The 21,189-nt window shown below is 68.3% G+C and carries 21 protein-coding genes; 17 read left to right on the top strand and 4 right to left on the bottom strand.

Features of this window, described 5'->3' with window-relative positions; genetic code table 11:
* Positions 1–358 precede the first annotated feature (358 nt).
* Both AB0M65_RS14755 and AB0M65_RS14750 read left to right on the top strand, forming a co-directional pair.
* Complete coding sequence (locus AB0M65_RS14755) at positions 359–580, top strand: hypothetical protein (RefSeq protein WP_364026942.1); 222 nt, start codon at positions 359–361, stop codon at positions 578–580.
* Complete coding sequence (locus AB0M65_RS14750) at positions 577–1,275, top strand: hypothetical protein (protein WP_364026939.1); 699 nt, start codon at positions 577–579, stop codon at positions 1,273–1,275. The genes AB0M65_RS14755 and AB0M65_RS14750 overlap by 4 nt, the downstream gene beginning before the upstream one ends.
* On the opposite strand, the gene AB0M65_RS14745 is transcribed toward AB0M65_RS14750, so the two are convergent.
* The gene (locus AB0M65_RS14745; RefSeq protein ID WP_364026936.1) at positions 1,245–4,376 is read right to left on the bottom strand and encodes a BTAD domain-containing putative transcriptional regulator; all 3,132 of its coding nucleotides are present in this window, start codon (positions 4,374–4,376) and stop codon (positions 1,245–1,247) included. The genes AB0M65_RS14750 and AB0M65_RS14745 overlap by 31 nt on opposite strands.
* A gap of 109 nt (positions 4,377–4,485) precedes the next feature.
* On the opposite strand from AB0M65_RS14745, the gene AB0M65_RS14740 reads away from it, so the two are divergent.
* From AB0M65_RS14740 to AB0M65_RS14710, 7 genes are all read left to right on the top strand, one after another.
* The gene (locus tag AB0M65_RS14740; RefSeq protein WP_364026933.1) at positions 4,486–5,616 is read left to right on the top strand and encodes a DegT/DnrJ/EryC1/StrS family aminotransferase; all 1,131 of its coding nucleotides are present in this window, start codon (positions 4,486–4,488) and stop codon (positions 5,614–5,616) included.
* Between the two features lie 7 nt (positions 5,617–5,623).
* Complete coding sequence (locus AB0M65_RS14735) at positions 5,624–6,553, top strand: NAD-dependent epimerase/dehydratase family protein (RefSeq protein WP_364026930.1); 930 nt, start codon at positions 5,624–5,626, stop codon at positions 6,551–6,553.
* 26 nt (positions 6,554–6,579) lie between these two features.
* Positions 6,580–7,776 (top strand): glycosyltransferase family 4 protein, encoded by a 1,197-nt coding sequence (locus AB0M65_RS14730; RefSeq protein WP_364026927.1) that lies wholly within the window; start codon positions 6,580–6,582, stop codon positions 7,774–7,776.
* The gene (locus AB0M65_RS14725) at positions 7,763–8,389 is read left to right on the top strand and encodes an acyltransferase (RefSeq protein WP_364026924.1); all 627 of its coding nucleotides are present in this window, start codon (positions 7,763–7,765) and stop codon (positions 8,387–8,389) included. The genes AB0M65_RS14730 and AB0M65_RS14725 overlap by 14 nt, the downstream gene beginning before the upstream one ends.
* Before the next feature lie 16 nt (positions 8,390–8,405).
* Complete coding sequence (locus AB0M65_RS14720; RefSeq protein WP_364026921.1) at positions 8,406–8,933, top strand: Uma2 family endonuclease; 528 nt, start codon at positions 8,406–8,408, stop codon at positions 8,931–8,933.
* A gap of 175 nt (positions 8,934–9,108) precedes the next feature.
* Entirely contained in the window at positions 9,109–10,644 is a 1,536-nt protein-coding gene (locus AB0M65_RS14715; protein ID WP_364026918.1) for a hypothetical protein, read from the top strand.
* A gap of 86 nt (positions 10,645–10,730) precedes the next feature.
* Positions 10,731–11,288, top strand: coding sequence for a copper resistance CopC family protein (locus tag AB0M65_RS14710; protein WP_364026915.1), 558 nt, complete (start codon positions 10,731–10,733; stop codon positions 11,286–11,288).
* A gap of 63 nt (positions 11,289–11,351) precedes the next feature.
* Here AB0M65_RS14710 and AB0M65_RS14705 read toward each other — a convergent pair whose 3' ends face one another.
* Complete coding sequence (locus AB0M65_RS14705) at positions 11,352–11,972, bottom strand: hypothetical protein (RefSeq protein WP_364026912.1); 621 nt, start codon at positions 11,970–11,972, stop codon at positions 11,352–11,354.
* A gap of 113 nt (positions 11,973–12,085) precedes the next feature.
* Here AB0M65_RS14705 and AB0M65_RS14700 point away from each other — a divergent pair, with 113 nt between their 5' ends.
* Positions 12,086–12,595, top strand: coding sequence for a SigE family RNA polymerase sigma factor (locus AB0M65_RS14700; protein WP_364026909.1), 510 nt, complete (start codon positions 12,086–12,088; stop codon positions 12,593–12,595).
* Positions 12,592–13,350 (top strand): hypothetical protein, encoded by a 759-nt coding sequence (locus AB0M65_RS14695; protein WP_364026906.1) that lies wholly within the window; start codon positions 12,592–12,594, stop codon positions 13,348–13,350. The genes AB0M65_RS14700 and AB0M65_RS14695 overlap by 4 nt, the downstream gene beginning before the upstream one ends.
* Before the next feature lie 74 nt (positions 13,351–13,424).
* On the opposite strand, the gene AB0M65_RS14690 is transcribed toward AB0M65_RS14695, so the two are convergent.
* Entirely contained in the window at positions 13,425–14,381 is a 957-nt protein-coding gene (locus AB0M65_RS14690; RefSeq protein WP_364026903.1) for a Gfo/Idh/MocA family oxidoreductase, read from the bottom strand.
* On the bottom strand, positions 14,378–15,484 hold the full coding sequence (locus AB0M65_RS14685) for a DegT/DnrJ/EryC1/StrS family aminotransferase (RefSeq protein ID WP_364026900.1): 1,107 nt from the start codon (positions 15,482–15,484) through the stop codon (positions 14,378–14,380). Before AB0M65_RS14685 ends, AB0M65_RS14690 begins: the two co-directional genes overlap by 4 nt.
* Before the next feature lie 158 nt (positions 15,485–15,642).
* Here AB0M65_RS14685 and AB0M65_RS14680 point away from each other — a divergent pair, with 158 nt between their 5' ends.
* From AB0M65_RS14680 to AB0M65_RS14655, 6 genes are all read left to right on the top strand, one after another.
* Complete coding sequence (locus tag AB0M65_RS14680; protein WP_364026897.1) at positions 15,643–16,368, top strand: UDP-N-acetylglucosamine acyltransferase; 726 nt, start codon at positions 15,643–15,645, stop codon at positions 16,366–16,368.
* A 14-nt stretch (positions 16,369–16,382) separates the two neighbouring features.
* Positions 16,383–16,622 (top strand): acyl carrier protein, encoded by a 240-nt coding sequence (locus AB0M65_RS14675; protein ID WP_005149592.1) that lies wholly within the window; start codon positions 16,383–16,385, stop codon positions 16,620–16,622.
* Positions 16,619–17,347, top strand: coding sequence for an SDR family NAD(P)-dependent oxidoreductase (locus AB0M65_RS14670; protein WP_364026893.1), 729 nt, complete (start codon positions 16,619–16,621; stop codon positions 17,345–17,347). Before AB0M65_RS14675 ends, AB0M65_RS14670 begins: the two co-directional genes overlap by 4 nt.
* Before the next feature lie 148 nt (positions 17,348–17,495).
* Entirely contained in the window at positions 17,496–18,902 is a 1,407-nt protein-coding gene (locus tag AB0M65_RS14665; protein WP_364026890.1) for an AMP-binding protein, read from the top strand.
* Positions 18,899–19,951 carry an acyl-protein synthetase gene (locus AB0M65_RS14660; RefSeq protein WP_364026887.1) on the top strand — a complete coding sequence of 351 codons (1,053 nt, stop codon included), beginning with the start codon at positions 18,899–18,901 and terminating at the stop codon, positions 19,949–19,951. Before AB0M65_RS14665 ends, AB0M65_RS14660 begins: the two co-directional genes overlap by 4 nt.
* Positions 19,948–21,189 carry an acyl-CoA reductase gene (locus AB0M65_RS14655; protein ID WP_364026884.1) on the top strand — a complete coding sequence of 414 codons (1,242 nt, stop codon included), beginning with the start codon at positions 19,948–19,950 and terminating at the stop codon, positions 21,187–21,189. Before AB0M65_RS14660 ends, AB0M65_RS14655 begins: the two co-directional genes overlap by 4 nt.

The raw sequence follows: 21,189 nt of genomic DNA, 5'->3' as shown, positions 1-21,189 counted from the left end.
TCATATCTGGTCCCCTTCCCTCGGCTGAGCCGCGTGAAGGTCCCCTTCCCTCGGCTGAGCCGCGTGAAGGTCCCCTTCCCTCGGCTGACCCGAGGGAAGGGGGCCTTCACGCGCTTGGTTCAGGGGAGGTGCACTCAGGGGTGCCCGCAGCCCCCGGCCCGAGCGCAGCAATTCCGTGGTCGACGGGCGCAGTCGCTCCTTCGGGAGATCCCGCGAGGTGGGTCATGGCGGGAACTTGTCCGCGACCGGTGACGGCCCACGCACCGACGGCTGACCGGATGCCGGTGCTTGTCATCGGAATGTCATGTGCCCCGCGCGAAAGTTGCTTCATCACCGCAACGACAAGCGAGGGAATCCCATGATCGGCAACAAGGTCTACATGATCGCCGGTGGCGTGTTCTGTGTCCTCTTCATCGCGCTCGCGATCAGCGAGTTCTCCACCGGCTACCCGGAGGACGGCCTCGAAGACCTGGGCTACGCCGCGCTGAGCGCCATCGCCGGCGGCGTCCTCTACGTCCTCGACCGCCGCCAGCGTGAGCGCCGCACCTCCGCCGCAGCAGCGCAGCGTGACGCCCGATGAGGAATATCGACGGCGGCTTTGTCGCCTCTCCTGACCAGGCCGCGCTCGACCAGCGCGAGCGGGACATCCGCAAGGGTAAGGGTGCCCTGCTCCTGACCGTCGCGGGTGGATTCGTCGCCCTCGTCGCCGGCTACAACGTTCTCGCGGACTTCTCCCCGGGCGCGCTGGTGGCGACGCTGGCCGGGCTGGCCGCCGCCATCGGCGGTGGCGCGCTGACCAAACAGCTGATGCGTACCGTGCGTTTCCGGGTGCACAAGCCGAACGCGGGCCTCGTCGGCGCCGCGAAGCTGACCGGTCTCCTCGTGGCCTTCTTCGCCGTGGCCGCGCTCTTCGGCGCGATCGGGGCGCCCGGCCCGCTGCGGATCGTCGTGATCGCCGGTGGCGTCGGCACCATCGCCTACGTGAAGTCACTGCACGACCAGCAGTGGGTGCTCTTCGAACTGGACGCGGTCGGCGTCCGGGTGGAGCGGACGATCGTGCCTTGGCGCGACGTCACCCACCTCACCATCGACCCGGTCGGCCCCGGCATGACCCGGCTCGGCGCGCTGCCGGTCAACGCGGCGCCGCTGTACGTCGCGGTGCACGACAGCGAACTGGACTCGCGTCTGCTGACCGAGGCCGTCGGCCGGTTCGCGCCGCAGGGGATCCAGCTGACGCGGTCCGCTCACGACTCGCTGGGCAACCCCGCCAGTTGAGCGGCACCGCGGATGCCGAGCCCTTTGCGGTAGGCCCGGTCGAACTCGTCCCCAAGCCGCTCCCGCACGCTCGAACGGAGCAGGGCGGCGTCCAGATCGACGGCGAACGGCGTACCCCGCACGGTCACCGCGGCGCCGATCAGGACCGCCGCCTGCTCGGGGTCGCCCCGGAGCAGCGCGACACCGGCGAGGCCTTCGACGGCACAGGCCGCGGTGGTGCTGTCGTTCCACTGATCCGCCGACCTCAGCGCCAGCCGGTGCAGCTCCTCCGCCCGGTCGGTGTCGCCCTCGGCGATGGCGACCCAGCCGAGCGAGATCCGCGCGCCGGCACGGGCCCCTTCGGCCGTGAAAGAGCGGCCGGAACACTCCGAAAGCGCGAGTTCGCTCAGCGCGCGGGCCGTGGCCAGATCGCCTCCGTGCCGCGAGAGCGAAGCGAGGCCGACGTACCCGAATGCCCGGGTTTCGGGCATCCCGGAGCGGCGCGCGATCTCGATGGCGAGTTCGAAGTCCGCCCGCGCCCCCACCGCGTCGCCGTGGAGCAGTTTGCTGCCACCGCGACGGCACAGCAGGTCCGCGTTGTCATCGGACGCGCCGAGCTCCCGCATCAGCCGGAGCGCCTCATTCATCACTTCGAGGGCTTCGGCCTGCCGGTTCGTCCAGATCAGGATCTGCGACAGATGGTCGAGTGTCATCGAAAGACCCCAGCGTTCGCCTAGGGCTCGGAACGCCGCCGCCCCTTCGCGCAGAAGCCCTTCAGCCCGTTCGAGCTCGCCCTGCATCAACAGGCGCAGCCCATATCCGGTCGGCACCAGCGCGAGACTCCACGCGTCACCGCGCGCCAACAGGGCCTGACCGCGTTTGAGCAGCTCGTCGTCGTCACCGGGCGGCCCGGTCACCACCCCCATCAACATCAGTAACGCCGGATTCTTCGGCGGCCTTGCCATATTCCGCACGAGGTCGTCCGCCACCGGAAGATGCCGGTCGAGTGCTTCGTGGCCGCGGGCTCCGGCGGCGGCGTTGAGCACGCAGAGCTGGTATTGCTCCTCAAGGCCTTCTCCCGGTTTCGGACCGAGCCGTTTGACCACTTCGAGGCATAACGTCGAGCCTTCGAATCGGCGACCGCGCATCCACCAGTACGTCACCAGTGCGGCCGAAAGCCGGAGTGCGATCCGCAGGTCCGCCTCGGAAGCCCAGTGCAACGTGGCCAGGAGGTCGTCGTAGGCGGCGTCGAGACGGTCGAGCCAGCGCAGCTGGTCGCCAGTGCGCAGGCGCGGGTCGGCCTCCTCGGCGAGGGCGAGGAAGTGCTCGGCGTGCGTGCGCCGGATCTCCTCGGCTTCGCCCGCTTCGGCGAGCTTTTCGGCGAAGAAGGCCCGGATGGTTTCGAGCATCCGGTACCGGTCCCCGGTGCGTTCGACCAGCGACCTGTCCACGAGGGACGGCAGCAGATCCGCGATATCCGGCACGTCGCAGACCGCTTCGGCGTCGGCGAGGGTGGTGCCGCCCGCGAAGACGGTCAGCCGCCTGCCGAGCAGCCGTTCGTCCTCTTCCAGGAGGTCCCAGCTCCATTCGACGACGCCGCGCAGCGTGCGGTGGCGCGTCTCGGCCACCCGGCTGCCGCGTGAGAGCAGGCGGAAGCGGTCATCCAGCCGGGCGGCGATCTCGCCGACCGGGAGGGTCCGGACGCGGGCCGCGGCGAGTTCGATGGCCAGCGGCAGCCCGTCGAGTGCGGCGCAGACGCGTTGGACGTCGCCCGCGGTGGTGTCGTCGACGGCGAATCCGGGGTCGCCCGCCCGCGCGCGGTCGGCGAACAGCCGCACGGCGGAGAACTCCAGCGACCGGCCGGGCGACGTCCCCGGCGGCGGCACGGCGAGCCGCGGCACGGGGGAGACGACCTCGCCGGTGATGCCGAGTGGTTCGCGGCTGGTGGTGAGCACACGCAGCGCCGCGGCCGCGCCGAGCAGCCGGGCGACCAGCTTCGCGGCGGCGTCGAGAAGATGCTCGCAGTTGTCGAGCACCAGCAGCACCGCCCGGTCGGCCAGCGCGTCGATCAGCCTGCCGACCGGCTCTTTCCCCATCTGGACGGTCGCCGCGCCGACCGGGACGGTCCGCAGGCCGAGTGCGCTGAGCACGGCGTGGGCGACGTCGGAGTCCTCGCTGTAGGGCGCGAGTTCGACGAACACCGCCGGGAGGTCCATCCCGGCCGCGGCTTCGAGCGCCAGCCGGGTCTTACCCGTCCCGCCGGGGCCGGTCAGCGTCACCAGCCGGGAGCGGTCCAGCTGGTCGAGCACGTGCCGAAGGTCGCCTTCGCGTCCGATGAAGCTGGTCAGCTGCACGGGAAGCGGTGCGGTCATCTCCCTGCCGGGAGAAGTCTCGCCACGCAGCACGGCCAGATGCGCGGCGGCGAGTTCCGGCCCCGGATCCGCGCCGAGTTCGTCGGCGAGCACGCGCCGGGCGTCCTCGAACGCGGTGAGCGCGTCGGCCTGACGGCCCGCCCGGTGCAGTGCGCGGATCAGCAACGCGCGTGGTCGTTCCCGCAGTGGCTGGTCGGCGACGATCTCGCGAAGCTCGGCGAGGACGTCTTCGTGCCGCCCCAGCTTGAGGTCCGCTTCGACGTGGTCCTCGCTCGCCGACGTCTTCAGTTCGGTGAGCCTGGTGACCTGCGGATCCCGGAACGGCGCGTCGGTGATGTCCGCGAACGCCGGACCTCGCCAGAGCGCGAGCGCCTCGCGAAGCAGTTCAGCCGCCTTCGCGGCGTCTCCCGCCGCGAGAGTGCGACGGCCCTCGGCGGCGAGCCGCTCGAACCGGTGCACGTCGACGTCGTCGCGGTCCACGGCCAGCCGGTAACCCGCCGGGCTGAACTCGACGGGTGCGAGGTCCTTCAGCGCGCCGCGCAGCCGCGAGACCTGCGACTGGAGCGCGTTCGCCACGCCTTCCGGCGGCTGCTCGCCGTAAAGACCGTCGATGAGCCGCTCGGCCGGGACGACCCGGCCCGCCTCCAGCGCGAGCAACGCGAGCAGCGTCCGCACCCTCGGCCCGCCGACCGGGACGAGGGTGCCGTCTTCGCGGCGTACCTCAGTCGCACCCAGAACGCCGAATCGCATAAAGGCACCCTAACGGGGTACGCGTATTGACCTGGGCGGATCCAGCCCGCCCGAGATCCGCCGAACGGCGTCTATACACTTCGGCCGGTCCCCACGCAATGGGAGTGGTATGTCTACGCAGGAACCCGTCGTCCTCGGTCAGCCGACCGTCGGCGACGAAGAGCTCGCCGCGGTGGCGGAGGTCTTCCGGTCCGGTTGGCTGGCCGGTGCCGGCCCCGCGTGCCGCCGTTTCGAGGAACGCTTCGCGAAGACCGTCGGCACCGCACACGCCCTGACCACCAGCAACTGTGGCTCCGCACTCTTCCTCGGCCTCCGTGTACTCGGTGTGAAGCCGGGTGACGAGGTCATCGTCGGCGACTACACGTTCCCCGCCACCGGCCACGCCGTGCTCCAGGCGGGCGCGACGCCGGTGTTCGCCGACATTCGCCCGGACGTGTGGAGCGCCGACCCCGCGTCGATCGAAGCGCTGATCACCCCGCGCACCGTCGGAATCCTCGCCGTCGACGTCGCCGGGCAGCCGGGTGACTTCGACGAGTACCGCGCGATCGCCGACAAGCACGGCCTGTGGCTGTTCGAAGACGCCGCCTGCGCCGCGGGCGCGACCTACAAGACCCGTCCGGCGGGCAGCCTCGCCGACCTGGCCGCGTTCTCCTTCCACGGCCGCAAGGGCATCACCGCGGGCGAGGGTGGCGCGCTGGTCTCGGACCGCGAAGACCTCATCGCGCACGCGCGCAAGCTGCACACCTACGGCATCGAGCCCGCCATCACCCGTGAGGGTTCGGGCGCGCTGCCGATCCCGGAGTTCCACGAACTGGGCTACAACTTCCGGCTCTCGGACATCCAGGCCGCGATCATGAACGTCCAGCTGGACCGCCTCCCGGACCTGCTCTCGGCCCGTCGTTCGGTGGCCAAGCGCTACCACGAGGCCTTCGAGAACCTGCCCGGCCTCGACGTCCCCGTGGAACTGCCCGATCGCGAGCACCCGTGGCAGGCCTACATCCTCACGGTGGCCCCGGAGATCGACCGTGACGCGCTCGCGTTGCGGATCCGCGAGCAGGGCGTGCAGTGCAACTTCGGCACCTACGCCTCGCATCTTCAGCCCATCTACGGCAAGACGCAGACCTTGCCGGTTTCGGCGGACCTCTTCGCCCGTCACCTCGCCATCCCCATGCACGCCAACCTCACCGATGCCCAAGTCGACCGGGTCATCGAGACCGTCAGCGTCGCGTGGGCGAGCTAGGAGAGAAATGCCCGACAAGAAGGTCCTCTTCACCGGGGGCGGCGGTTTCATCGCCGCGCACGTCATCCCGATGCTGATCGAAGGCGGCTACACCGTCCGCATCCTCGACAACATGACGCGTGGCGACCGCGCCAGGGTGAACGAGTTCATCGCCACCGGCAAGGTCGAACTCGTCGAGAAGGACGTGCGCTACGGCGGCGCCGTGCGTGAGGCCATGCGTGGCTGCACGCACGTGATCCACTTCGCCACCGTGTCGATCAACAAGTCGGTCGCGGATCCGCACGAGTCCATCGACATCAACATGGTCGGCAACCACAACGTCTTCGCCGCCGCGGCGGACGAGGGTGTCGAGCGGATCGTGTTCGCCTCGACCGCGTCCGTCTACGGCGAACCGAAGCGGCTGCCGATGCACGAGGACGACGAGCTCAAGCCGCTCACGCCGTACTGCATCTCGAAGCGCGCGGGCGAGGACATGCTCGGCTTCTACGAGCGCACCAAGGGCCTTTCCTGGAACGCGCTGCGGTTCTTCAACGTGTACGGCCCCGGCCAGAAGATCGAGGCCTACTACACGTCGGTGATCAACCACTTCATCCAGCGCCTGCGCGCCGGCCAGCCGCCGGTCATCGACGGCCGCGGCGACCAGTCGATGGACTTCGTGCACGTCACCGACCTCGCCCGCTCGGTCGTCGCGGCGCTCGAGTCCGAGCAGGCAGGAGTGCCGATCAACATCGGCACCGGCATCGACACCTCGATCGCCACGCTGGCGAAGATCCTCATCGACGCCGTCGGGGTCGACGTCGAGCCGCTGTTCAACGAGCGTGACGTGCTCGTTTCCCGCCGCGCGGCGGACATCACCCGCGCCCGCGAGATCCTCGGCTGGGAGCCGAAGATCTCGGTGGAAGAGGGCATGCGCGAACTGGTGAAGGCCTCGGAGTGACTGCCGGGCCGGGGGAGAGCCGCGTCATGCGCATCGCGGTCGTGAACAACTTCTTCCCGCCGAGGGTGGGCGGAAGCGCGCATATGGCGGCGTCCCTGGCCGAGCAGTACGCCGCGAGCGGGCACGAGGTGCTCGCGATCACCGCGGCCTACGCCGACGCCCCGGCCGACGAGACGAAGGACGGCTACCGCGTCGTCCGCCTGCCCGCGGTGAAGATGCCGCAGGTGGGCCTGTCGATCGACTTCGACATGAGCTTCGCCTCGCTGCGGCCGGGGAACTGGCGGCGGCTGTGGAAGCTGCTGGACGAGTTCAAACCGGACGCCGTCCACCTGCACGGGCAGTTCTTCGACCTGTCCTGGCTGGCCGGGCTCTACGCGCGGCGGCGGAAGCTGCCGATGCTGCTGACCATCCACACGCTGCTGATCAGCGACAACAAGCTGTACGGCGGGGTCTTCCGGTTCCTGGACACCGTGCTGGTGAACCCGATCCTGCGTTACCTCAAGCCGCGGTACGTCATCCTCGACAAGCTCGGCGTGGACTACTGCGTCGAGCGCTACGGCACGAGCGACGACAACTCGGACTACTTCCCGATCGCCGTCGACACCGGGAATTTCGACAAGCCGTTGACCCTCGACGTACGCGCGGAGCACGAACTGGGTGACGGTCCGGTGATCGTCTCGCTCGGGCACGTGATCCCGCTGCGCAACCGGCTCCCGCTTGTCGAGGCGCTGCCGTCCATTTTGGACAAACATCCCGGTGTGAAGGTGGTCGTCGTCGGCCGCGTGTATCACGACGTCTTCCTGAAGCGGGCGGAAGAACTCGGCGTCGCGGACGCCATCATCGTCACCGGCGCCGTGCCGAAGGCGGACGTCCCCGCGTACTTCGCCGCGGCCGACATCGTCACGCACGACCTCAACGGCGGCTGCGGCACCGCGTCGCTGGAAGCGATGCTCTCGGGGACCGCGACCATCGCTTCGGTAACCGAGGACAACTACCCGGGCATCGAACTGCGCAACGGCGAGAACATCCTGCTGGTGCGGCCGGACGACAGCGAGGCGGTGGCGAACACCGTCATCGAACTGCTTGACAACCCCGAGAAGCGGGCTTTGGTGGCACAGCGGGAAAGCACGATGGTGCGGGCCAACTTCGGCCTCGACGTCGTCGCCGACGAACACCTGCGCACCTTCGAGAAACTGGTGACCGAGGCCGATGTTCTTCGATGACGAGCGTAGCAACCGGCTGCGCCCGCAGATCCTGACCGAACTCGTCTCGCAGTACATGAACGACGCCGAGCGCGCCAAGTTCTACGGACTGCCCGAGTCGACGCGAGTCCGCGAACGGGTCAAGATCATCAGTCCGGAAAATCTGACGATCGGCGAACACTGCTGGATCGGCGAAGGCGCCGCGCTCGACGCGAGCGGCGGGCTGGAGATCGGCGAGCACACCAGCATCGGCCTGAACACGCTGATCTTCACCCATTCCAGCTGGCTCGCGAACATGACACTGCAAAACCATTCCGGCAGCGACCTCATCGAGCGCAAGCCGGTGAAGATCGGCAAGGGCTGCTTCATCGGCGGCCTCGTGGTGATCATGGCGGGGGTGACGATCGGCGATTTCGCCACCGTGCAGCCGAATTCCGTGGTCGCCAAGGACGTCCCGCCGCGCACACTGGTCGCGGGCAACCCGGCACGCGTGTTCCAGCGTTACGACGACGAGTACATCCAGTCCGAAGTGGAGCGGGTGCGCGGCGAGAACGCGCGGCGGCGTGCTTTGGCGGAGGAACGCGGCGAGGCCCCGGGGTCCTGGGGCGCTCCGGCCGGCGATTTCACGGAATGACGAGTCCGCACTACCGATGAGCCAGGTGACCCTCGCCGACTGGGCGTCCATGCCCCGGAACCGAGCCGAAGTGGCCGACGGCGTGCTGGTCATGCCGCCCTCTTTGGGCGCCCGGCACCAATTGGCCGTGACGCGACTCGCGTACTGGCTGGACGGGCGGCTCCCGGCTCTGGCCGCCGTCGAGTTGCTGATCGCCGAGGAACCGTTGACCCTTCGTGTGCCGGACGTCGTCGTCACGAGCCTGACCGACCTGAACGTTCCGAGGGTGTCTCCCGAGGACGTGCGGCTCGTGATCGAGGTGCTCTCCGAAGGCACCGTCCGCACCGACCGGGTCACCAAGTTCTCCGAGTACGCCGAGGTCGGTATCGAGCACTACTGGATCGTCGACCTCGACGCTCCGGTCAGCATGGTCACCTACCGCCTGGTCGACGGCGAGTACGAGAACTTCGGTGAGCACACCGGCAAGGTGTCACTCGACTTCGACGGCGTCCCGCTCACCCTCGATCTCAACGCCCTCACCACCCGCTACGCGCAGCGCCCCTGATCACGCGGTGACGGCGAGGAGCAGGCAGGCGAATCCCCCAGGATCTGTTCATCAGCCGAACCTGGTCCGGCCAGGCCACGGCGTTGTACCGCCGATGAACCGGCACTGAACCACCTCGGCGCACCGTGATTGTCCAGGCCGTGGCCGATCCACGGCCACCGACGAGGGCGGTCAGATGGCAAGCACGGTTTCCAGCGTCCCGCGTGTTCTCGGTCAGGTGACGACCGGCGCGGCGTTCGCTGTTTTCTTCGGGTTGACAGGGGCGGCTGTCGCGCAGGCGAAAGAGAGTCCCGGCGCCGACGTGTGCAAAGCGAGTACGGCGGGGTGCGAAGGCGGTGGCAAGGGCGGCGGTAAGGGGTCGACGGGGGATCGTCCGCTCGGCCTCGCGCCGCAGAACAAGACCCAGCGTATTCCGCAGATCATCAAGCCTGAGGGAAAGAGCGACCTGCAGAAGAAGGGTGAGCAGCTGAAGCCGGTGGAACCGTCGAAGAAACAGGCGGTAAAGCCGCGTAGCCAGGACAAAGACAACGGGAAGAAGACCGGCAAGCCTGAGCAGAAGGACCGCGACGACAACGACGACGGCAAGAAGGACAACAAGGGCAACGACAAGAAGCCTTGGCAGCGGGACCACGACAACGACGACGACGGCAAGAAGGACAACAAGGGCAACGACAAGAAGCCCCGGCAGCGGGACCATGACAACAACGACGACGGCAAGAAGGACAACAAGGGCAACGACAAGAAGCCCCGGCAGCGGGACCACGACAACAACGACGACGGCAACGATCGCAAGTCCGAAAAGGACTATGAATACAGCGAAGGCCGCAAGTCCGGGCATCGCGATCACGACGATGACGAGGGCCGGGAGTCCAAAAAGGACCAGTGGGACCACACTGAGGACTGGAAGAACCGCAAGGCCGAAAAGCCCCGCGACGACCACGACGATGACGACCACGACGATGACGACCACGACGATGACGACAATGACGACAAGGCCGAGAAGCGGGACAAGAAGCCATCCAGGGTGGAGCGGCCCTCGAACATCCGCGCCCGATCCGTCCCCGCGACGTCCGTGCCGACCACTCGCCTGGCGAGCCTGACGGCACCCGCGGATGGCGACGGCGGCATTCCTTGGGGCGACGATGACGACTGGGTCACTCCAGGCTGCAAGCAGGACAACGACGGTTGTGAACTGATAGTGGAAAAGCTGGCCCGGATCGGCAAACCCATCCAGGACGCCATCGGTCGCCTGCTGAAGGTCGAGTCGACCGGTCCTGACGCGGGCTTCAAACCGGAGGGGCCGAACAGGAAGGGGCGCATCTTCTCCGTCGAGGGGTACGCCTACGCCGACCAGGGGCACTGGAGCGCGTTAAACGGGTTGGTCGAGGGGGACTACTCGTTCGGCATCGACGGCAAACTGGAGCTGACCATCACCAAGGAGGGCCCGCAGATCGACCTCGAAGCCTTGCTCGGCGCGAAGGTCACCGGGCCGGAGATGGAGCTGCCGCTCGGGCCGCTGCTGGTCAAGGCCAAGCCCGAGCTGTCGGCGGGGGTGGGCGCGAAGTTCGGGGTGGGTGTCGAATCCGGTGAAGACGGCAAGCGCCGGGTCAAGGTCAAAGGCGGGCTGACCGGGCCGTTCGGCGTCAGCCCGGGGCTGGAGACCGACCTGAACGACGACTACTTCGGCCAGCTACCGGACGGGGGCTACTGACCGGGCCCGAGGAAGGGTACTTGGGGAACCGCGAAGCCCAGGTGACCGACTACTGTCATGCCAGCGAGGAGTGGGGGTATGTCCAGATGAGGTTCAAGCGGTTCGGCGCGTCGCTGCTGGTCACCGGGTTGGCGTTGCTGGGTGCGGCGACGCCGGCGATGGCTCACTCGGAGTTGAAGAGCAGCGACCCGGAGAGGGGCGCTTCGCTGGCGACGCCGCCGACGCAGATCAAGCTGACCTTCACCGGTCCGGTCACTCTCAACGCGGACCCGATCCAGATCACCGGGCCCGAGAACGCGAAGTGGACCGTCGGCCGCGCGGAGGTCGCCGGGGCCGTGATCACCGCGCCGGTCCAGGCCGTGGGGCCCGCGGGTGAGTACACCTTGCGCTACAAGGTGACCTTCGAGGACTCGCACGAGTCCGGCGGAACGGTGAAGTTCAACCTGTCCGCCCCGGTCGCGGCGCCGTCGTCCAGCAATGCCGCGCCCGCTTCACAACCGGCGACCAGCGCGACGCCTGCTCCGCGGGCGGAGGAGACCACTCTCGAAGGCCTGCTGCCGACCTGGGTGTGGATCGTGCTCGCGGTCGCCGTGGTCCTCGCCGGACTCGTCGTCGCGCTCCGCTTCCTTCGCCGCAAGAGCTGAACGGCGCTTTCCCCGCATCGCGGGCGGGGAAAGCGCCCACGTTTTACGCGGGCAAAGTGCCCATCAGCCGTGGCCGACGCCGGTGTTGCCCGCGGGCAGCTGCGTGCCCGAGGCGTCGAAGGCGGCCAGGTCCAGCGGGTCGGAGTCCGAGTCGAACCAGAACACGACGACGTTCGGGTCCACGCTCCACGCGGCCTGGTGCGCGGTCACGGCCTTGTCGTTCACCTTCGCGGTGATCTTCACGGCCGGTCCGGCGTAGTAGCCGAAGGCCGGGATGCCGTTCAGCCCGCCGGACACCGCGTGGAAGCCGGGCGACTTGTCGGAGCCCTCGGACTCGTTGGTCGTGAGGGCCGCGCTGACCTTGCCGTCGGCCGACCGGTGCCCCGCCATGATCCCGAACGTCGTCTGCGGAAGCTGCTCGACGTCGACCTTGACGCCGTAGAACACCAGCTCACCGGCGGCGCTCTGGACGCCGGTGCCGATGACGTCACCCCACGGCGTGTGGTCCGGCTCCTCGGCCTGCTTTGCCGGAGCGGCGAGCGCCTCGACCTGGGCGGCGGGGTCGGGCGCGGGTACCGGAGCGGGGGCCGCGCTGGCGGTCAGCGCACTCGAGACCACGACCGCGAGCCCGGCGGCCACGATTCCGCCGCCCGCCAGCAGTGTCCGCTTCCTGGGTGATTTCATGTGCGGTTCCTCCCAGTGGTCGAAGATCATTCAGAGACTTTTACGAGGAACCGGTAGAAAAGGTTGAAGCAACCTTTCAAGTGGCCAACCGTCGAAGAAATGTGGGAATCAAGGTGGCTCGCGGCGATGACGAGTTCGTCGAGTTCGTGCGGAACTCGTCGAGCCGTCTGCAGCATGCCGCCTACCTGCTGACCAGCGACCGGCACCAGGCCGAGGACGCCGCGCAGACGGCGCTCGCCAAGACGTACGCCGCCTGGTCGCGGGTCCGCCGCAAGGACGCCTACGCGTACGCGCGGCAGGTACTGGTGAACCACATCATCGACGGCTGGCGGCGCCCGATCCGCGAGAACGCCACCGAGCAGATCCCCGAGCGGCCGAGCGGCACGGACGTCGCCGGGGCCGTTGTCCAGCGGAAATGGCTGCTTGACGCGTTGCGTACGCTCACAGACCGGGAGCGGGCCGTCATCGTGCTCCGGCACTTCTTCGACCTGAAGGAGTCCGACGTGGCGGGTGAACTGGGTGTTTCGGTTGGCACCGTGAAGAGCACCAACTCCCGTGCACTGACCAAGCTGCGGATCACCGCGGAGGACGGAACGGAACTGATCGGCGGACTGGGACGATGACCGACCTCGAAACGCTGCGCTCGGCACTGCGCGAAGAGCCTGCCGAGGAGTTCGCCGCGCCCGACATCGCCGCGATCATGACCAAGGGCAAGCGCATCCGGCGGCGTCGCCGTCTGGTGACCGGCGCGGGCGGTGTCGCCGCGACCGTGGTGACGGTGCTGGTCATCGTCGGTGCGGTAGCCCTCCGCGAGCCCGCGCGGCAGCCTGAGGCCCTCCCGCCCGCGGCGAGCGCTTCGTCGCCTTCGCCTTCGTTGTCGCCTTCGTCGTTTCCCGCGTCGACGGCCACCACGGCGCCGCCGTATCCGCGGGCCCAGCCGCTGGGCGACGTGATCCCGCTCGACGTCGAGGGTGAGGGCGACCGGAAGATGGTGCTCTACGCCACCGCGTTCGACGAGCCGACCCTGCAGGACATCCAGTTCGGCCTGAATGTCGCCTACCAGAACGACGACGGAACCTTCGACGGTCTTTACATGACCAACGAGACCCGGGGCTCCGACCGCTCGTTCGGCTTCCACGCCACCGGCGGCGGCACGCTCGTCCGGAACACGTTCATCCCGGTGTTCGGCTATTTCGCCGGTCCGGCGGTGCGGATCACCAGCACCGTCCGGGGAAAGCCGGTCGAGGCGAGGACGGCCGTCTGGAGCGAAGACCCGTCGGTCGTGATCTTCTGGTTCGAAGGCTCCCAGGTGCAGTCTTCGAACGTCCTGACCCCGCTGACCGCCTACGACGCCAAAGGCCAGCGCCTCACCAAATAACGCGATTAGTCCTCTGGTTGCGGTCCTTGCGTGTGCAAGTACCGCAACCAGAGGACTAATTGAGGGCTAGAAGGTCAGGCCGCCTGCGTGAGCACCTGGTCGACGACGACATGCGACGGCAGGATCAGGTCGCGCTCGGTGTCGGCGTCGACCTTGCCTTCGAGCAGTTCAAGGAACCGGTCGAGCTGGGTGGCCAGTGGCTCGCGCGCGGTCACCAGTTCCGGGATCTCGATGACGGTCTGCTGCCGGTAGCCGAGGCCGTCCTCGGTGACAGAGTCGTGCGAGACGTGCCGGTAGATGGTGACGTCGCGGCGGAGCAGGTCGATCTCGATCATCCGGTCCAGTTCGGACACCCAGAGCGAACGGACCTTGCGCTGCCCGAGGCGGGACGCGGAAACCGTGGCGAGCCCGGTCTCGAACGAAAGCACCGTCTCAATGGTGTCTTCGGCGCCCTCGACCGAGTTCGGGTGGAAGTAGCCGGCACCGGAGGCGACCCGCGCCGGGGTCGCGCCGCCGAAGAACTGGATCGCCAGGTCGACGTCGTGCACCAGCAGGTCCCACGCGACACCGGTCTTGATACGCGGCGCGTACGGGCCGTGGCGGCGGGCCATCAGGTGGACCGGCTCGTTGACCAGCGCCCGCGCGGTCATCACGGCCGGGTTGTAGCGCTCCAGGAGCCCGCACATCAGCGGGACGTCCTGCTTCGCCGAAAGCCTGACGATCTCCTTCGAGAATTCGAGGCTGTTGCACACCGGCTTCTCGACCAGCATCGGTTTGCCCTGGCCCAGGACTTCCTGCGCCAGCTCGTAATGTGCCTCGGTGGCCGAAGCGAGCACGACGGCGTCCACATCGGACAGTGAGCCGATTTCGGGCGTCCACTGGGTTTCGTAGCGTTCGGCGACCTTGCGGCCTGCCTCTTCACGCGGGTCGATCACGCGGACGAGGTTCACGTTCTCGTTCGCGGCGAGCACACGGGCGTGCAGTGAACCCATGTTGCCCGTGCCGATGAGGGCGATCTTGTGCGTGGTCATGCGCCGAGCACCTCGCGAACCGTTTCGATGATGGTGTCCAGGTCGGACTCGGAAAGGTGCGGGTGCACCGGCAGCGAAAGCGCCTGCGCGGCGACGGAAGCGGCCACCGGGAAGTCCTCGGCCTTCGCGTCGGGGATCAGCGGGTTGTTCCGGTAGCAGTCGTAGTCGAAGACGATCTTCGGGTAGTAGATCCCGTTGCCGATACCGCGTTCGGTGAGCGCGGCGGCGAGTTCGTCACGCGAGAGGAAGGCGTGCGGTCCGACCAGCACGGTGTACTGGTGCCACACGTGTTCGCGGCCCGGCAGGACCTGCGGGAGGTCGAGACCGGGAGTGCCGGCGAGGCCTTCGGTGAGGCGCTTCGCGTTGGCCTGGCGCGCGGCGGTGAGCTGGTCCAGCTTCTCCAGCTGCGGGATGCCGACGGCGGCGTGCAGATCGGTCATCCGGTAGTTGTGCCCGGCGACCTCGTACTGGTAGCGGGCGCGCATGCCCTGGTTGCGCAGGACGCGCAGCGCGTCGGCCAGCTTGTCGTCATCCGTGGTGATGACGCCGCCCTCGGCGGTGGTGATGTTCTTGGTGGCGTACAAGGAGAAGCAGCCGATCCCGAAGGATCCGGCCTGCCTGCCCTCGAACGACGCGCCGACGGCCTGCGCGGAGTCCTCGATGACCTTGAGGCCGTGCTCGGCCGCCAGCGGCGCGAGCTTGCCCATGTCCGCGGTCTGCCCGTAGAGGTGGACCGGCATGAGGACCTTGGTGCGATCGGTGATCACGGCGCCGACGGCGTCGGAGTCGATCGCGAAGTCGTCGCGCCGGATGTCGGCGAAGCGGACGGTCGCGCCGGCTTCCAGGATCGCGTTCAGCGTCGCCACGAAGGTGAACGGCGAGGTGACGACCTCGTCGCCCGGCTGAAGGTCGAGCGCCTGGATGGCGGCGACCAGCGCGGTGGTGCCGTTGTTGACGGCGATCGCGTGCTTCGTGCCGGAAACGCTCGCGAACGCGTCCTCGAAGCGCTTGACCATCGGTCCCTGTGCGATGGCGCCGGATCGCAGCACCTCGACGACGAGGTCCTCCGCGTCACGGACGTCGACCACGGTAATGGGGATCATCTGCAAGTCTCTCTCGACTGGGCGTTCTGGTGCGTCCGGTACAGTGAGCCGCCGGTTCTGCGCCCGGCCGCCCTCTCTGGCGCGGGCCACACGTTACCGGGACCGCCGAAGCACCCATTACCCCAGGCTGTCTCCCAGCCACGACGAACGGATCTCACGTGGTGAACCGCATCCACCCGACCGCAGTCATCGGTGAGGGTGTCGAGCTCGGTGACGACAACGTCATCGGACCGTTCACCGTCATCGTGGGGCCCACGCGCGTCGGCGACGGCAACTGGATCGGCCCGCACGTGACCATCGGGACCCCGGGTGAGGACCGCGGCCGCGAGCACCCCGCCGCCTGGGAAACCGCGCCGGCCGGTGATCCCGATCACGACGGCCACGGCGTCGTCATCGGCGGCGGCAACCGGATTCGCGAGTACGTCAGCGTCCACCAGGGCACCTGGCGTACGACCACCATCGGTGACGGCGGCTATTTCCTCCGCGGCTCCCACATCGCCCACGACTGCCTGGTCGAAGACGCCGTCACGGTCGCTTCGAACGTCATCACCGGCGGCCACTGCCACATCTGGTCCGGCGCGAACCTCGGCATGGGTGCGATCCTGCACCAGCGGGTCGTGATCGGCCCCGGCGCGATGGTCGGCATGAGCTCCGCGGTCCGCAAGGAAGTGGGCGCGTTCACCATCGCCGTCGGCAACCCCGCGCGGGTGACCGGCGTCAACACCGTGGGCCTGTCCCGCCGGGGGCTGGACGACGCCACCATCGAGGCACTGGGACCGTGGCTGAAGGGTAAGGCCGGTCTCCCTGAGGACGGGCTGGCCGACCGGCTGCCCGGCGACCTCTCTACCTTGGTGAAGGCGTGGGACGCCCGTCCGCGCGAGTGAGTAGGAGTACAACGATGGCGGAAGTCGCCGGCAAGCTGCGTGAGGTCTTCGTCGAGGCGCTGGACCTCGACGGCGAGGTCGATGTCGAGAACCTGAAGTACCGCGACATCGAGGCGTGGGACTCGGTGGGTCACATGGCGCTGGTCGCGGCCATCGAGGACGAGTTCGACGTGGAATTCGACACCGACCAGGTGATCGACATGTCCAGCTTCAAGGTCGCCGTCGACATGGTCACGGACCTCCAGTCCAAATGACGCTGGACGGCAGGGTAGCCCTGGTCACCGGGGGTACGCGGGGCATCGGGCTGGCCACCGCGCGGGTGCTCGCCGAGGCGGGCGCGACCGTGGTGCTGACCGGCCGCGACGAGGCCAAGGCCAAGGAAGCGGCGGCCGCGGCGGGGGCCGCGGACGGCCTCGCGCTCGACGTCACCGACGCCAAGGCCGTGTCGACGCTGGTCCGCGGCGTGGCCAAGGAACACGGCAAACTCGACATCGTGGTCGCCAACGCCGGGATCATGGAGGACGCGCTCCTCGGGATGATCCGCGAGGAACTGGTCGACACCACGCTGAGCACGAACGTCGCCGGCACACTGCACACCGTCCAGGCCGCGGCCAGGGCGATGATGCGCAAGAAAACCGGCGCGATCGTGGTGCTGGCCTCGATCGTCGGCGAGCACGGAAGCGCCGGTCAGACGGTGTACGCGGCCTCGAAGGCGGCGGTGGCGAACATCGCGCGTTCGGCCGCGAAGGAACTCGGCCGCTCCGGGATCCGGGTCAACGCGGTGGCGCCCGGCGTCATCGACACCGACCTCACCTCGGGCCTGAGCGAGGACGCCAAGGCCGAGAACATCGGCAAGACCCCGCTCGGACGGCTCGGGACGCCCGAGGACGTGGCGAACGCGATCCGGTTCCTGGTCAGTGATGACGCCTCGTTCATCACCGGGCAGGTGCTGGGCATCGACGGAGGACTTGTTCTGTAATGACGGCGCGAGGTGCGGCTGCCCACGGCCGGCCGAAGGCCCCGGTGTCGGGGTGGCAGGGCCGCCGGTCGGTGAACCCGGCGGGTGAACGCCCGACCGCCCTGCCGGACCGATCGCGGTCGGAAATCGGTCGGAGGATTGAACTGTAATGACCCTTCTGGGTGTGGGTGCGCGACTGATCGACGTCACGAGCGGTGAAACGCTCGCGGGCGAGGAACTCGGCACCGAGGTCACCCGCGTCGGGGCCGCGTTGTCGCTGCTGCCGCCGGGTGCGTTGTTCGCGCGGATGTCGATGGACCTCGGCAGCGTGCTGAATTACCTCGGCGCGTTCGAGGCCGGCCGCGCGATCGCGCTGATCGACCCGGCGCTCGACGCCGACGTCCTGGCGGGACTCATCGAGCGCTTCCGCCCGGCGGCCGTGCTGTCCGCGCCGGACGCACCCCCACCTGAGGGTTACGGCGTCTCCGATGGACTCGGGTCTGACTGGGTTCGCGAGTCCGCCGAAGGGATCGAGCCGCATCCGCAACTGGCGATCCTCCTGCCGACCAGCGGTTCCACCGGTAACCCGAAGCTGGTCCGGCTCTCGCGTGGCGCGGTGTTCGCCAACGCCGACGCGATCGCCGAAGTGCTTGGCATCGACCGCCACGAGGTCGCGCCGACCAGCCTCCCACTGCACTACAGCTACGGCCTGTCCGTGCTGAATTCGCATCTCGTCCGCGGCGCGACCGTGGTCATCGAGCCCTCCGGCGTGCTCGGGCGCGGGTTCTGGGACGCGGTCAACGAGCACAAGGCGACGTCGCTCGCCGGTGTTCCGTATCACTACGAGATGTTGCGGCGCCTCAAGTTCGACCCGGCGAAGTACCCGACGCTGCGCACGCTGACCCAGGCGGGCGGCAAGCTCCGGGACGACCTCGTCGCCCAGTTCAACGACAAGATCCGCGCGGCCGGCGGCCGGATGTTCGTGATGTACGGGCAGACCGAGGCCGCGCCGCGGATGACCACCGTCCCGGCCGAGCGGCTCGCGGAGAAACTCGGTTCCGCCGGGCCCGCGCTGCCCGGCGGCTCGTTCGCCGTCCGGCGCGAGGACGGCTCCGAGACCACGCACCCGAAGATCGTCGGCGAGGTCATCTACCGCGGGCCCAACGTGATGATGGGCTACGCCGACGACGAGGCCGGGCTGGCCGCGGGCGACGAATGGGGTGGCGTGCTGCCCACCGGCGACCTCGGCTACCTCGACGAAGACGGGTTCCTCTACCTCACCGGACGGCTCAAGCGGATCGGCAAGATCTTCGGAAACCGGGTCAGCCTGGATGATCTGGAGAACGCCGTGCGTTCTGCTTCGGTGGGGATCGACGTCGTGGCCGCCGTCGCGGCCGGGGACAAGGTCGTCCTGTTCGCGGAAGGCGCGGACAAGGATATCTGCAAGGACGCGTCGAAGGCGTTGTCCGAGCGGCTGCACCTGCACACCAGCGGGTTCGACGTCCGCCCTATCGACACCGTGCCGCTGCTGGCCAGCGGCAAGATCGACTACCGGTCGCTGGAGGCCCAGGTATGAGTGTGTTCACGCTTTCGCAGGCGGAGCGCGAGAAGTCGCTGCTGCCGCAGCTGGCCGAGCTGACCGCGCACCACCGGGAGAACTCCGACGGTTACGACCGGATCCTCTCGTCGCTGGGCATCGCGCGGGACGCGTCGTTCGCGTCCATCGCGGATCTGCCGTGGCTGCCGGTGCGGATGTTCAAGACGCACGACCTCAGGTCCATTCCGGAGTCCGAGGTCTTCAAGACGCTGACGTCGTCGGGCACCACCGGCGCGGGCGCGTCGCGGATCTACTTGGACAAGGTCGCCGCGGGCGCGCAGACCAAACAGCTCGGCGCGACGTTGCAGGAGGTCCTCGGCGGCGAGCGGCTGCCGATGCTGATGGTCGACACCGTCGGCATCATCAAGAACCGCCGCTCGTTCTCGGCGCGCGGCGCGGGTGTGCTGGGCATGGCGAACTTCGGCCGCAAGCATACGTACGTGCTGGACGAGAACGACCAGCCGGACGTCGAGGCGGTCAAGACGTTCCTCGCGACCTACGGCGACAAGCCGTTCCTGATCTTCGGCTTCACTTTCATGGTGTGGCAGTACCTCTACGAGGTCGCGCGTGAGCACAAGCTCGATCTGTCCAACGGGATCCTGATCCACTCGGGTGGCTGGAAGAAGCTGATCGACCGCGCGGTCGACAACACCGAGTTCCGCCGTCGCTTCAAAGAGGACACCGGCCTGGAGCGGATCCATAACTACTACGGGATGATCGAGCAGATCGGCACCGTGTTCCTCGAAGGACCGTCCGGGAATTCGTTGTACTGCCCCGATTTCGCCGACGTCGTGATCCGGAACCCGGAGACCTGGGAAGAGCAGCCGGTCGGCGAACCCGGCGTGATCGAGGTCGTCAGCACGCTGCCGCATTCGTATCCGGGCCACGTCCTGCTCACCGAAGACCTCGGTGTCTACAACGGAATCGACGACGGCGACTGGCCGGGCAAGCACTTCTCCGTCATGGGCAGGCTGCCCAAGGCCGAGGCCCGCGGTTGCTCGGACACCTTCCAGGGAGCAGCGGCATGACCCTCAATCAGCGTTTTCCGCTAGCGGACGGCATCGAGGTTTCCTCGTTGGTCGAAGAGCTGCGGGCCGAGCCCGTCGGCGGACGGCTTCGCGTCGGCGACCCGCGTGTCATCGAGTTCCTGACGAAGTTCGCGCGCAAGCTCCTCGCACCCGCGACCGCGCGCCGGTTCCCGGAACTGGCGTCGCTCGGTTTCTTCCTGCGCAAGGGAGAAATCGCCAAAGCACTGTCCACTTTGGAGACTTCGGGTGACGCGCTGCGCTTCCCGCGCGGCCTCGTCTTCCACGTCCCGCCCGCCAACGTCGACACGATCTTCGTGTACTCGTGGGCACTTTCCGCGCTCGCGGGTAATCACAACGTCGTCCGCGTTTCGTCACGTTCGGCCGGTGCCGCCGAGACCGTGCTGGAAGCACTGAACGCCGCACTGTCCGAAGTGGACGCCGATACCGCGGCCGCGATCACCGCGACGCAGCGCATGGTCACCTACGACCGCAGCGACGCGATCAGCGGCGCGCTCTCGGTCGCCGCGGACCTGCGGGTCATCTGGGGTGGCGACGCTTCGGTCGCCGCACTGCGCAAGTACCCGCTGGCGCCGCACGCCCGCGACCTGACCTTCCCGGACCGCTCGTCGTTCGCGGTCGCGTCGGTGCGAGGCTGGCAGAACGCCTCCGATGCCGAGCGCCGCGGTGCGGCCGAGGGCTTCTACAACGACTCGTATTGGTTCGACCAGGCCGCTTGCTCGTCACCGCGTGCGGTGTTCTGGGTCGGCGACGAGGCAGGCGCCAAGGAAGCCGGGCAGGAGTTCCGGAAGCTGCTCGCCGAAGTGCTGGCGACGAAACAGCACGTCACCGAGCCCGCGATGGCCGTCCAGAAGCGGGTTTCGGCCTACGGCGCGGCCGTCGACGGGCTCGTCAACGGGATCGAGTTCCAGGGCAACGGTCTCGCGACACTGGAGCTGGCCGACCCCGCCGTCCTGCCGCGTGAGTGGCTCGGCGCGGGTACCTTCGCCAACGCGCGGGTCGACACGCTTTCCGACCTCGTGCCGATCGTGCTCCGCAAAGATCAAACCGTCGGTCAATTCGGCTTCAGCAAAGACGAATTGACCGAATTCGTGACGGAATTGGCGGGCCGCGGTGTCGACCGTGTCGTTCCGTTCGGATCGGCCCTGACGTTCTCCACGATTTGGGACGGCTACGATCTGCTGACCGAGTTCAGCCGCCTCGTCACCGTACAGGCCTGA

The sequence above is a fragment of the Amycolatopsis sp. NPDC051071 genome, assembly GCF_040682875.1.
GTDB lineage: Bacteria > Actinomycetota > Actinomycetes > Mycobacteriales > Pseudonocardiaceae > Amycolatopsis.
The sequence above is the reverse complement of the archived record's forward strand: the minus strand, read 5'-3'. Positions and strand labels throughout refer to the sequence as shown.